We start from the raw sequence: 12,318 nt of genomic DNA on the forward strand, positions 1-12,318 counted from the left end.
GCTAGGCGTTGCGATATTCGGCAGCCGAGGCCTCGTCGACCGGTTTGGTCAGCAAACTCACAGCAACGAATACGACGATATTGCACAGCAGGCCAAGCAGGCCGGCATTCATGTCCCAGAGCGTCGTGTCGGCCACGATTTGGTAGTAGTAGTTGACGCCGATGCCCACCACCATGCCGCTGATCGCACCCGCGGCGGTGCCGCGTTTCCAGATCAGCGCTCCGTAGACGGCGGGTACGAACTGGGCGATCGACCCATAGGCACCCACCAACAGCGCGATGATGCCGGCCGCACCGAAGATCGACAGCCAGTAGGCCGCCGCGCCGATGCCGACCACCGCCAGCCGCATAATCCAGATCTGGGACCGTTCAGACAGATCCGGCTTCAACGCCCGACAGATATCGCGCCCGAAGGACACCGAACCGCCGTGGGTGATCGCATCCGACGACGACATGGCCGCAGCCAGCGAACCGGCGCCGATCAGGCCATACAGCCAACCGCTGGCGCCGAGCTCGTTGGTGATGAGATACGGCAGCAGTTCGTCGGCACTACCCAGCGCATCCGGTGCCACCACACCGATACCCGCATAGCCCACGAACAGCACCGGCACCAGGAAAATACCGAACAGCGGGAAGGCCAGCGTGGTGAGCTTGATGCGTTTTTCCGTGGTCGTGTACGACTTGGTGAACAGATGCGGCCACATCAGAAAACCCAGTGCCGACACCAGAATCACGGAGAAAAACGCCATCGCCGACATGGGCGAGCCGTCACGACCGATGGTCAGAAAATCCGGCTGGCTGGCATTGATGGCCGAGAACATATCCGTCGGCCCGTCGTGCAGCGTATTCACCAGATAAAAGCCCACCGCCCAAGCCACGAGAAGCATGAGCGCGCCCTGCAGCACATCGCTCCAGGCCGCGCCGCGCACACCGGAACTGGCTACATAGATGACCACGATGCCGTAGGCCAGCAGCGCGCCGAACCAGTACGGAATCGCGCCCTCGGTGAGAATGCTGAAGATGAAGGCCATGCCCTTGATCTGCAGGGTGAGGTACTGGATGAAGGCCAGCACCGAAATCACACCGATCAATACCGTGAGCGCACGCGAGCGATAGCGATCGCCCACGAACTCGCCCAGGGTGACGAAATTCTTGCGCGCGCCGATCCGCCCCACCTTCGGCCCGAGCACGTACCAGGGCAGAATGCCCAGCGCCAGATAGGCCGGCACGAAATACGCAGCCGCGCCCTGCGAGAAGGCCATTCCCGGCCCGCCCAGAAAGGCAAAGGCACTGAATACCGTGCCGCCCATCATGAACCAGACCACGATGAAGCCGAGGCCGCGATCGGCGACCGCATATTCGGACACCGACCAGAACGAGCGCTTGCGCCCGGCCAGCAGCCCTAGTGCGAATGCGATGACCAGATAAACCAGCATCGAGCCCAGCGCGAACATCCAGTTGCTCATGCCGAACCCCCGCGACCGTGCTCATAGAAATAGAAACAAAGGATGGCCACGAACGCCGCGAGCTCAACTAAAACAATCCAGAACAGATTGAACGGCAGGCCGAACACCAGCGGCTCGACGCGATCCGCAAAGGTGAAGACCGGCACGGTCATCAGCGTAAACGCCGCGATTAAAAACAGGATATAGGCGCCGGTCGCACGGCGTCGCTTCGGGGTGTCTTCCATGATGCTCCCTCGTTTACCGGGCTCTATGGGTCGCGTTTAAAGCGACCCAGCCGCGCTTGATTACGCCGCCTGCGCCAAAGTGTCCTGTGCCAGCTGCACGAACAGGGCAATGCCCGGCGCCATGATGCGGTCGTTGAAATCGTAGGCCGGGTGATGCAGCCCGTGCGTATGCTCGGCATCGCCCGAACCGACATGAATATAGGCGCCCGGACAGACGTCCAGCATGTAGGAGAAGTCTTCGCCGCCCATGCACGGCGGGTAGTTCGGTGTCAGCGCCGTTTCTCCGAACGTTGACGCAATCGCGGCCCGCGCCGTCGCAGTCGGCGCCGGATGGTTGTAAGTCACGCTGAACTTGTCCTCTATGGATAGCTCGATCGTCGCCCCGTATGTGGCTTCCAGGCCCGCGCATATCGCACGCAGCCGCTCGCGCAATTTTTCGCGCGTGTCGTTATCCAGCGCACGCAGCGTGCCGGAAAGCCGCGCGGTATCCGGGATCACCGCAAAACCAGCCAGGTCGCCGGCCTGAATCGAACACAGGCTGACCACGGCCGGCGCCAACGGATCGATATCCCGGCCGACGATCGAATGCGCCCGGGTGATCAATTCACCCGCGATACGCACCGGGTCGATACAGCCATGCGGGTTGAGCCCGCCGTGGCCACCACGACCGTGGATGGCGATATCCACCCGATCACCACCCGCCATGATCGGGCCTTCGATGAGCCCGAACTGGCCGATGGGCAAGGCCGGCCAGTTGTGCAGGGCGTACACCGTATCCATCGGATAGCGCTCGAACAGCCCGTCGGCGATCATCGCGCTTGCCCCGCCCACGCCTTCTTCAGCCGGCTGAAAGATGAAATAGACCGTGCCCGCGAAATCCCGATGGGCCGCGAAATGCTCCACCGCCCCCAGCAGCATCGTCGTGTGTCCGTCGTGGCCACAGGCATGCATGCGCCCGTCCACTTTGGAAGCATGGGCCACACCGCTGGTTTCGTGAATGGGCAACGCATCCATATCGGCCCGCAGGCCGACCCGCACCGAGCCGCCCGGCTGGTCGCCCTGCACCCAGGCCACGATCCCGGTCACGCCGATGCCGCGTTCGTATTCCACGCCCAGCTCGTCCAGATGGGCACATACCCGATCCGAAGTCGCCCGTTCCTCGAAGCCCAGCTCCGGGTTTTCGTGCAGGGCATGACGCAGGGCCACCAAATGCGTTGGCGCGTCGTCGAACATGGGCATACGCTCGCTCTTTAGCTGGATAGACCCGCAAAATAGCAAACGCCGACGACTATTTCAGCATGCAGCTTTCGGTAAGTCGCTGCTGTCGCAACGGTTATCGCAGCCGCGAACCTATAGCACTCCAGATCCGGCAACCGGTGTTACCGCCATCCTGGCACGCCGTACGCCGGCGCGACCGTGAATGAATAGATCAGGCGTTGTTTCGATACCAGCTATTGTGCGGCAACTCCTGGCCACGCTCGGCCTGGGCGAGTTTGGCCACCAGTTCGGCCTGATTGAGCGGAATACAGTAGGCGGGCATGGCACGCTCGAAGCGCCAGCTCTCATGCAGCAGCCCTGCGTCGACCGCCTCGAAACCGATATCGGCATGTAGTTCGGCCACGCGCGTCTTGGCGCGGGCATCGTCGCCGGCTATCGGTAATGCTCGCATGCCCTCGACCGCCGGTCGCTGCTCGCCAGGCAGATCAATAGCCAGGATCGCATTGAACGCCTTGACCCAGATCGCCCCCGGCACATGACGCGCTGCCCATTCGCTGGTGGTCGTCTCGAACGCATCCAGTGCTGCAATACGCCCGTCACGCGCCGGGTAATAGTTCATCGTATCCACGACGATCTTGTCGCGTAGCGCGGCCACCGGCAGATCGCCTGCCGCGATCAATGGCACCGCCACGATCACGACCTCACCGAATAGCGCGGCCTGCTCGGGGGTCGCAATCCGTGCACCATCGATGTCGATACGGTCGGGCCGGCGCGCACTCACCGCCACCTCGTGCCCGGCCTCGCGAAACAGCCGGGCCAGATTTCCGCCGATATTGCCGGCCCCGATAATTCCGATTTTCATCTCGATCACGCTTGTTGAGGAATGACGAGATGATCGTAATTGCACACTGATGGGATCAGAATAGCGCAATCGCTATGAACACTTGAAAGCGAGCGTTTCGAATGGATCGATTGACCAGTCTCAGGGTGTTTCTTCGCACCATCGATCTGGGCTCGTTTTCGGCAGCGGCCCGCGACCTCGGCATGTCGCCCCAGATGGCCGGCAAGCATGTGGATGCACTCGAGGCAGGCTTCGGCACCGCGCTACTGCACCGCTCGACTCGACGGTTGAGCCTTACCGAGGCCGGGCGTATCTGTGCCGAAGGGGCCAGACGCACGCTGGATGCCGTCAACGCCATGGACGCCTCGGTCGAAAACCTCACGGACCTGCCGCACGGCCGCCTGCGGGTCACAGCACCGGCGAGTCTGGGGCGGTGTCGTATCGTGCCCAACCTGCCGACCTTCGAAGCCGCCTATCCGGATATCACGCTCGAACTCACCCTCGCCGACCGCGTGGTCGATCTCACCGGTGAAGGGTTCGATATCGCCCTACGCGTCGGCGACCTGCGTGACTCCGAACTCGCGGTACGCGGGCTGGCCCCTTTTCGTATCGCCGCATTCGCATCACCCGGCTACGTACAACAGCACGGCCTGCCGAACCATCCCAGCGAACTCGAACAGCACCGCTGCCTGAACTATGTGTTCGACAGCTATCCGGCACCCGATCTCTGGGTTTTCAAGCAAGGCGAGGAGCAAATCAAAATCAGTCCCCGCCAGGCAATCGCCATCAACGACGCCACGTCGCTCATCGAGCTTGCCCTGCGCGACGCGGGGGTGGTGATGACTGGCGAAATGAACGTGGCCGACCACGTCGCCGCCGGCACATTACTCCGCCTGTTCCCCGACTACACCAGTGTTTCGCGTCCGCTCAATGTGCTGTTTCACCGGCGCCGCGCCGTAGCGCCCCGCGAACGGGTGTTTATCGACTGGGTGGTTAATCTCCTCGGGGCGTCAAAGCCTGAATGACGGGACGACAACTCGATATCATGGGCACGCCTCGACCGTGCTTTTACTGGCGCACGTACCGGCACGCTCGCAATCGATTGTCGAGTCAAACACCACGGCGACTTCGCGCTGAGCGAATGCTCTCCGGCCGCCTACCCCGCCATAGTGTCTTCCATCGCGCCGTCGCTTGGCGTGACACGCATATCCATACGTCTAGCGCTGTGCGCCGCTTTATCGCAAGCCTTTGGCATGTTCCAGGTCGGCATGCTCGAAAGCCGATTCCATGCGGCGAATCTCCGCGGCGGGAATGTGCCCTGCCTCGGCGACCGCGCGCCACTGGGCCACGGCCGCACCGACTTCGGCGGCAATCATCGCAGCCTTATCGCGATCAAGCCGGAAGTAGTCCGCTTCCTGTAGGGCCAGATCGAGTGAGGCGGTGTCGTCTTCGATCCCGATCGCGGTACTGAGCACGCGTGGCTTGATATCGACCGGTACCGGGTTCAGATCGAACGCCGGCGATAACGCCCAGCCGCTCGGCGTGTGTAAAAAGCCGTGGTTTCGCAGGTGGTCGTCGACGTTGTTGATGAGTACGTTGAACACGACACGACGCCACAGGTTGGCGCAGTCCGCATCGGGCTGGGCACCATGCATACCGATCTTGTCGACGATTTCGAGGTAGCTGTGTTCTTCGTTGTCGGCGGCACCTACCATGCTCATGGCGGATAAGTACGGGATGCGCCTTCCCTGCTCGTTTCGATCAAAACGTTCCATGATCAGCACATCGCTCTTGCCGATGCGCTCGATTCGGTGCGCTGGTACCGCGATGCCAGCGCGCTTGGCGAGTTCCAGTGCGACAGACTCCCAGCGGACTATGTTGTAGTCGTCGCTGTTATCCGGAAACTTCGCGATCCCGAGTTTGCCATCCGGTAAGCGAACAGAGGCTTTTGGCCGCGCACCGCCGAGCGACGAGCCTGGCGCGACCAGTACACGCAGATCGTCGTCAAGCTCTTCGTTAGCCTGAACGTGCTGGGCAGCCGTGAGCAGCCTCGGCAGATCGACGAGCGGCGGGATGGGCGCAACCTCCGGCGGTGCAAGAAACACCTGGGGCTGCGCGGGCGCGATGAAACGAAGCGCGCCCTGTCGCGCCTCGTCGTTCACTCGCATCAGAAAATCGATCTCCATCAGCGTTTGCGGGGGGCGGTCATTCGCCCGGGCTTCACGCCGTTCAGCACGGCGCATCAGGTTGCGCCCCCACCGGTCCGGCGCCGAGTCGCTGAACGCACCGAAAATGCGTTGATGGGCCAGCGTGTGATGCACCCGAGGCCCATGTAGCGGAAGGTAGGGGTCGATGGCGAAAGCATCGCGACGTTCCAGCCAGCTATCGTGATAGGCGAAGCTCGCGGTTTCTGTTTGGCCGCGCGCACGCGCGAACAGCCGCCCCACCGGCACAGACTGCCCGGCCACATCGACATGCACCACCAGTTCGCGCTCCATCTCGTTACGCTTTTTGACCTTGCCCGGCCGCGCGAACGCGTTCGGGCAGATGCTCGGTTTCAAGCGTCATGCCCGTCGGGTCACGTTCTGCGGAGCCGATGGCCGCCAGCTCGTCGATGAAACCCAGGACGTACATCACGCTGGCGTAGTGCGCCATCGACACACCGGGTTCGCCCGCCTCGATCTTGCTCAGCGTCGTACGGCTCATCTGTGCACGCTCCGCCATCAGAGCCACCGTGATCCGCCGGCGCCGGCGCGCTTTGTTGAGATTGCGACCCAACTCTCGCAATCCGCGCTGGACAGGAATCTGTGTTCGGGCCACTACACACTCCGCTGCTACCGCTTAGGCCTACAATTATATGCTTAAAGCAGCTTAATGTTCACGATTATGACCATTATAAATGCTCGGCGACCGGCGCGATCGTCGAGCTCGTATCTGGCTAGCTAACGCGCTCCGCCTGCTCGCCGCGGGCAGCGGGCAGCGGGCAGCGGGCAGCGGGCAGCACGGTAAAAGGCCAGTGCGCAGAGTGCGGATCGCGCTACGGCGCCCAAATCCACCCGTCCCCCGACCCCCTGTTTCCCGAGCCTTAGGAGATTCAGGAACGACGCGGATTAAAAAAACCGCCTCGGTGGGCGGCTTTGCGACAAGCTCATTAGTGTGCCTACCATACCGTTTCGAGCGGCAACAGTTCGCGTTTTCGGGCGCAGAAAGGGAGAAACCGATGGGTGGTGGCGGAAATAAAGGCGGCGGTGATAAAGACAAACCGCAAAAGAAAGGGCCGGTCCCAACTAAGGATCACTCGCGGCATAAGCCGAGGCCATACGGCGATCAATCAAAAGAAGATCGCCGAACCACGGATAGTACCGGGCCTCGCAAGAACGACTGATGGAACTTCAAACTGCACAGGACGCCTACAAAAATCTCAGCGGCAAGCTCAGCGACATCAACCGTCAGCTTTGTTTCGCCGGGATCGCGGTGGTCTGGATATTTGCAGTGTCGAATGAGTCTGGGTCATACCGATTACCGAATACTATGCTGGTCCCGCTAGGGGCATTCGTAACCGGCTTGCTCTTCGATCTGCTGCAGTATGTCGTTTCAACGATCATCTATGGCACGCTTCATCGTTCGCGAGAGCGAAAAAACTTTGCACTGGACGAAGATATCAAAGCGCCAGCCTTCATAAACTGGCCTGCAGTCGCCTGTCTAATCGTGAAAGTCGGGGCGGTTCTCGTGGGATACGTCGCGTTACTTTTCGCTGTTCTCTATAGCGGCGCGGTCGACGTTTAAGCCCACCCGATCTCCCGCACAGAAACCGCCTCATTAATCTGCTTTGCGCCTTATTCTCATCCTGTTTACTCTACCGTCAACGGCGCAAAGATGCTGCTAAAACCAAGCCTCGGGGATGCAATGAGCGAGAAGAAGAAAGCGGCCGAAGCGACCAACAAACCCGCGGACAAAGCCGAAACGCACGAACATCGGCGCTGCTTTGTGATCACTCCAATCGGGCCGGACGGATCGGCTATCCGGCGCGCGGCTGATGGTTTAATCACCTCAGTTATCGAGCCCGTTTGTGGAGCGAAAGGCCTGACTGTGGTCGCCGCGCACCAGATTGATGACCAAGGATCGATTACGACCCAGGTTATCGAACACGTCTTGGAAGACGAGCTTGTGATCGCAAATCTTACCGGTTTAAACCCAAATGTGATGTACGAACTGGCAGTCAGGCACGCGAAACGTAAGCCTGTCATCTGCTTGGCCGAGGACGAAACAGTCTTACCGTTCGATCTCGCCCAAGAGCGCACCCTTTTCTATACGAACGATATCGCAGGCACTAGCATTCTGATTAGCGCGCTTAGCCGCATGATCGACAGAGCACTTGGCGAGGCCGAACACGACAACCCAATCTATCGTGCCGCCGAGCACATGATCATGCGCGAAGTGACTCCGCCAGGTGACACTGATTCATATATCTACCAACGGTTAGACGACCTTGAAAGATTAGTTCGCTCGGTGGCTACGCGCCTACCGCGCCAAAGCATCAAAGCTCGGAACAACATCTTAAAATCAGGTCAAACACTTAATTCCCAAATAAACAAACTACATATTGCAGCATCGCACGAATCGGAGATCGACAAGATACAAAATATTCTTGAATCCAATGGCTTCCATGTCTCTATAAGTCTCAGGCCTCGTGGCGAAGTTTTTTTTGCGACTAACGCTCCCACCTCTTTCCTCGAAGACTTGATGAAATTCAATAATATACGTGGAATCGTTATCCCTGCCGATTCAGATTAAGCCCCTATTTAGAAAAACGTCGCGTAGAACACGGCCCGCCTCGTCCAGAAAATCATCCAGCACAGCACATGCGCCGAGCGTCCCCGCTGCGGGGTTCCCGAACTTGATATTGCGCAGCGTCGGCTCTCCTTGCCAAGCTCTTCAATCCATTGCGCTTCGGGCAGCGTCACCGGCTCGTCAGCCCACTTACAGACCACATCGCGCGGTGGATTCAGGTTCCAGTCGCAACACGGCCGTTCTGGGGTTCAGGTGACGGTGTATTTATCTCGGGCTTACCCCTCGCCCCGCTGCACGCCTCGAGAACCGCTTAGATCACTGCTGCTGCATCTGGGCTCGTAAGCCTCTGACCCTCGTCGACTCTATGATCGCGGTACAACTAACTCGGCTTGGTGGCTGAGGATAGCCGCCATCTCTTACCCGCCAGCTATCGCGACAGATATTTCAGCGGCCGCTTGCCAGTAAAAGTCACATGGACGCGTGGTTACCGGCTTTTACAGCCGTTACTCCACGGTCACACTCTTGGCCAGATTCCGCGGCTGGTCAACGTCGGTGCCTTTGGCAACCGCGACATGGTAGGCGAGCAGTTGTAGCGGGACGGTATAGGCGATGGGAGCCAGCGTTTCGTCGACGTGGGGCATGTCGAGCACGGTGATGCCGGGGCCGGTATCCAGGCCGGAGGCGGCGTCGGCGAATACGTAGAGCTTGCCGCCGCGGGCGCGTACTTCCTGCAGGTTGGATTTCACCTTTTCCAGCCAGTCGTTCTTGGGCGCGATGGCGATGACGGGCATCTTTTCGTCGACCAGGGCGAGCGGGCCGTGCTTGAGTTCGCCGGCGGCATAGGCTTCGGCGTGGAGATAGGAAATCTCCTTGAGCTTGAGCGCACCTTCCATGGCGATGGGATACATCGGCCCGCGGCCGAGGAACAGGGCGTGATCCTTGTCGACGAACTCTTCGGCCAGATGGCGAATCGCATTGTCGAGTTCGAGCACACGTTCGACCGAGGTGGCCAGTTGATGAATTTCCTCGGCCAGCGCGCGCCGATCGTCGGCGCTGCGTTCGAGCATGCCGGTGAGCAGCAGCAGACACAGCAGCTGGGTAGTGAACGCCTTGGTGGAGGCCACACCGATCTCGGGGCCGGCATGGGTCATGAGCACCAGATCCGACTCACGGGTGAGCGAGCTTTCCGGCTTGTTACAGATGGCCAGCGTCGCCAGGTAGCCGCCATCGCCGGTGCCCAGCGATTTCGCGTAGCGCAGCGCGGCCAGCGTATCCGCGGTTTCGCCGGACTGGGATAGCGTGACGAACAGACAGTTCTTCGGTACCACCGGGTCGCGATAACGATATTCGCTGGCCAGTTCGACGTTGCAGGGTATGCGCGCCATGGCTTCGAGCCAGTAGCGCGCAACCAGGCCGGCATGGTGGCTGGTGCCACAGGCAACGATATGGATGTACTCGACACCGTCCAGAAGCTCACGCGCTTCGGCGCTGATGCTGGACGCAAAGATGTCGTCGGCGGACACACGCCCCTGCCAGGTTTCGGCGAGCGCGCGGGGCTGCTCGTAGATTTCCTTGAGCATGAAGTGGCGGTAGCTGCCCTTCTCGGTCGCCGAAAGCGATAGCCCGGATTCCTTCACCGGCCGATCGACCTCTGCGCCGCTGCCGTCGATGATGGTGTAGCGCTCGTGTGTGAGTACGACCAGATCGCCTTCTTCGAGATAGATGAAGTCACGCGTGACCGGCAATAGTGCAGCCACGTCAGAGGCCACGAAATGCTCGCCGATACCCACACCGAGCACGAGCGGCGAGCCGCTGCGCGTGGCCACCAGCGTATGCGGATCGTCGCGACAGACCACAGCCAGCGCATAGGCGCCGTCCAGCTCGTCTACGGTCGTGCGCACGGCGGTGGCGAGATCGCCGCTGTCGCCGAGGTGGCTATCAATGAGATGTGCCACGACCTCGGTATCGGTCTGCGAGGTGAATTCATAGCCCGCCTCGCGCAGGCGCTCGCGCAGCGGCTCGAAATTCTCGATGATGCCGTTGTGCACGACAGCGATGCGACTCGACGATACGTGCGGATGGGCATTGGTTTCGGATACGCCGCCGTGGGTGGCCCAGCGGGTATGGGCAATCCCGAGTACGCCGGGACGCGGGGCTTCGGCAAGCTTGTCGGCCAGCGCCTGGACCTTGCCCACCGCGCGGGTGCGATCCAGCGCGCCGTCGTTGACCAGCGCCATGCCGGCCGAGTCATAGCCGCGATACTCGAGGCGTCGCAGGCCTTCCAGCAGGATGGGTTCGACATTGCGCTGCGCACTGGCGCCGACAATTCCGCACATGGCGCTGATTCCTTGTTGATTGGCCGTGCGGGATTCGACACGGCCTCACGAGTGGTCGTTAAGAGTGGCCGGGATTGTTCTTGCGCGGCCGTTTCCAGCCGTCAATGCTGAACTGCTTCGAACGCGACAGCGTGAGCGTATCCGGCGGCGCAGTCTTGGTGAGCGTCGTGCCGGCACCGATGGTGGCACCGCGCTCGACGGTCACCGGCGCCACCAGCTGGCAATCCGAGCCGATGAACGCATCGTCGCCGATTGTGGTGACGTGCTTGTTAGCGCCATCGTAGTTGCAGGTGATCACGCCCGCGCCGATGTTGACGTTCGCACCCACCACGGCATCGCCGACATAGCTCAGGTGATTGATCTTGCTGCCCGCGCCGAGCTTGAGCTTCTTGGTTTCCACGAAGTTGCCGATCTTGGCCCGGTCGGCGAGCTCGGTATCGGGCCGCAGACGTGCGAACGGCCCAATCTGGCAACGTGCACCGACGCCCGCGTGCTCGATGACGGTATGCGAGAGCACCTGGGTATGATCGCCGATCGTGCAGTTGCGCAGTACGCAGTGCGGGCCGATATGCACGCCCTCGCCCAGCACCACTTCCCCTTCGATGACCGCGTTCACGTCAACCAGACAATCGCGGCCCACGCGTAGCGAACCGCGCAGGTCGAAGCGCTCGGGGTCGCGCAGTGTGAGCCCCTGATCCATCAGCGCCTCGGCCTGGCGCCTCTGGAGCAGGCGTTCCGCCGTGGCCAGATCGCGCTTGTCGTTAATGCCCTGGGTCTCCTCGACACTGCCGGCCTGCCCGGCCACGATCTGAACGCCGTCGCCGGCGGCCATGGCGATGCAATCGGTCAGATAGTACTCGCCTTGCGTGTTTTCGTTGGTCAGCCGTGACAGCCAATCCCGCAAATGCCGGGCCTGGGCACAGATCAGGCCTGTATTCACTTCCCGAATATAGCGCTCGTCGCCGCTGGCGTCCTTGTCTTCGACAATGCCGACCACGCGATTTTCATCGTCGCGACGAATACGACCATAACCGGCCGGGTCGTCGAGCACGACGGTCAGCAGGGCGAGCGCGTCGGTTGCCGCCGCGTCTACCAGATGGGAAAGCGTTGCCGCACGCACCAGCGGCACATCGCCGTAAAGCACCAGCACGCTGGCATCGTTAGGCACATCGTCGATCGCCTGACTCACGGCGTGGCCGGTACCCAGCTGCTGATGCTGGTAGACCCAGTTGACCTCGAGATAACCTAACGCCGACTGCACCTGCTCGGCTCCATGCCCGTAGACGACATGAATCTGCTCCGGGTCGAGCGTTTGTGCGGCTTCGACCACGTGCTTGAGCAACGGCCGGTCGCCGAGCGGTTGTAGCACCTTCGGCAGCGCCGAACGCATGCGTTTACCTTTCCCAGCGGCCAGGACGACGATATGCAAACCCATAACTAAAG

11 protein-coding genes are annotated in these 12,318 nt (G+C 61.1%); 3 read left to right on the forward strand and 8 right to left on the reverse strand.

What is annotated here, in order from left to right:
- Position 1: 1 nt before the first annotated feature.
- The 4 genes from SSPSH_RS10420 to SSPSH_RS10435 all read right to left on the reverse strand — a co-directional run bounded on the left by SSPSH_RS10420 (position 2) and on the right by SSPSH_RS10435 (position 3,814).
- On the reverse strand, positions 2-1,465 hold the full coding sequence (locus SSPSH_RS10420) for a sodium:solute symporter family protein (protein WP_006914561.1): 1,464 nt from the start codon (positions 1,463-1,465) through the stop codon (positions 2-4).
- Positions 1,462-1,689, reverse strand: coding sequence for a hypothetical protein (locus SSPSH_RS10425; RefSeq protein ID WP_006914560.1), 228 nt, complete (start codon positions 1,687-1,689; stop codon positions 1,462-1,464). The genes SSPSH_RS10420 and SSPSH_RS10425 overlap by 4 nt, the downstream gene beginning before the upstream one ends.
- A gap of 60 nt (positions 1,690-1,749) precedes the next feature.
- Positions 1,750-2,928 carry an amidohydrolase gene (locus SSPSH_RS10430; RefSeq protein WP_006914559.1) on the reverse strand — a complete coding sequence of 393 codons (1,179 nt, stop codon included), beginning with the start codon at positions 2,926-2,928 and terminating at the stop codon, positions 1,750-1,752.
- 190 nt (positions 2,929-3,118) lie between these two features.
- Positions 3,119-3,814, reverse strand: a complete 696-nt coding sequence (locus SSPSH_RS10435; RefSeq protein WP_275450711.1) for an NADPH-dependent F420 reductase — start codon at positions 3,812-3,814, stop codon at positions 3,119-3,121.
- Between the two features lie 56 nt (positions 3,815-3,870).
- Here SSPSH_RS10435 and SSPSH_RS10440 point away from each other — a divergent pair, with 56 nt between their 5' ends.
- Positions 3,871-4,773, forward strand: a complete 903-nt coding sequence (locus tag SSPSH_RS10440) for a LysR family transcriptional regulator (RefSeq protein WP_006914557.1) — start codon at positions 3,871-3,873, stop codon at positions 4,771-4,773.
- Positions 4,774-4,983: 210 nt separating this feature from the next.
- On the opposite strand, the gene SSPSH_RS10445 is transcribed toward SSPSH_RS10440, so the two are convergent.
- Together SSPSH_RS10445 and SSPSH_RS10450 are read right to left on the reverse strand one after the other, a co-directional pair.
- A complete protein-coding gene (locus tag SSPSH_RS10445; RefSeq protein ID WP_202962157.1) occupies positions 4,984-6,309 on the reverse strand; it encodes a type II toxin-antitoxin system HipA family toxin in 1,326 nt (441 codons plus the stop codon).
- On the reverse strand, positions 6,251-6,568 hold the full coding sequence (locus SSPSH_RS10450; protein ID WP_021031681.1) for a helix-turn-helix domain-containing protein: 318 nt from the start codon (positions 6,566-6,568) through the stop codon (positions 6,251-6,253). Before SSPSH_RS10450 ends, SSPSH_RS10445 begins: the two co-directional genes overlap by 59 nt.
- Before the next feature lie 564 nt (positions 6,569-7,132).
- Here SSPSH_RS10450 and SSPSH_RS10455 point away from each other — a divergent pair.
- Both SSPSH_RS10455 and SSPSH_RS17965 read left to right on the forward strand, forming a co-directional pair.
- Positions 7,133-7,534, forward strand: a complete 402-nt coding sequence (locus SSPSH_RS10455; RefSeq protein WP_006914554.1) for a hypothetical protein — start codon at positions 7,133-7,135, stop codon at positions 7,532-7,534.
- A 120-nt stretch (positions 7,535-7,654) separates the two neighbouring features.
- Complete coding sequence (locus SSPSH_RS17965) at positions 7,655-8,542, forward strand: hypothetical protein (protein ID WP_152522793.1); 888 nt, start codon at positions 7,655-7,657, stop codon at positions 8,540-8,542.
- Between the two features lie 500 nt (positions 8,543-9,042).
- Here SSPSH_RS17965 and glmS read toward each other — a convergent pair whose 3' ends face one another.
- Positions 9,043-10,875: a glutamine--fructose-6-phosphate transaminase (isomerizing) gene (gene glmS, locus SSPSH_RS10465; protein WP_006914552.1), complete on the reverse strand. Its 1,833-nt coding sequence runs from the start codon at positions 10,873-10,875 to the stop codon at positions 9,043-9,045.
- Positions 10,876-10,933: 58 nt separating this feature from the next.
- Positions 10,934-12,310, reverse strand: a complete 1,377-nt coding sequence (gene glmU, locus SSPSH_RS10470) for a bifunctional UDP-N-acetylglucosamine diphosphorylase/glucosamine-1-phosphate N-acetyltransferase GlmU (RefSeq protein ID WP_006914551.1) — start codon at positions 12,308-12,310, stop codon at positions 10,934-10,936.
- Positions 12,311-12,318: the final 8 nt, after the last annotated feature.

Source organism: Salinisphaera shabanensis E1L3A (assembly GCF_000215955.2).
GTDB classification, from domain to species: domain Bacteria; phylum Pseudomonadota; class Gammaproteobacteria; order Nevskiales; family Salinisphaeraceae; genus Salinisphaera; species Salinisphaera shabanensis.

Excerpts from the sequence above, each read along its gene's own strand:
- SSPSH_RS10420 (WP_006914561.1), bottom strand. The coding sequence starts at position 1,465 with ATGAGCAACTGGATGTTCGCGCTGGGCTCGATGCTGGTTTATCTGGTC.
- SSPSH_RS10425 (WP_006914560.1), bottom strand. The coding sequence starts at position 1,689 with ATGGAAGACACCCCGAAGCGACGCCGTGCGACCGGCGCCTATATCCTG.
- SSPSH_RS10430 (WP_006914559.1), bottom strand. The coding sequence starts at position 2,928 with ATGCCCATGTTCGACGACGCGCCAACGCATTTGGTGGCCCTGCGTCAT.
- SSPSH_RS10440 (WP_006914557.1), top strand. The coding sequence starts at position 3,871 with ATGGATCGATTGACCAGTCTCAGGGTGTTTCTTCGCACCATCGATCTG.
- SSPSH_RS10455 (WP_006914554.1), top strand. The coding sequence starts at position 7,133 with ATGGAACTTCAAACTGCACAGGACGCCTACAAAAATCTCAGCGGCAAG.
- SSPSH_RS17965 (WP_152522793.1), top strand. The coding sequence starts at position 7,655 with ATGAGCGAGAAGAAGAAAGCGGCCGAAGCGACCAACAAACCCGCGGAC.
- glmS (WP_006914552.1), bottom strand. The coding sequence starts at position 10,875 with ATGTGCGGAATTGTCGGCGCCAGTGCGCAGCGCAATGTCGAACCCATC.
- glmU (WP_006914551.1), bottom strand. The coding sequence starts at position 12,310 with ATGGGTTTGCATATCGTCGTCCTGGCCGCTGGGAAAGGTAAACGCATG.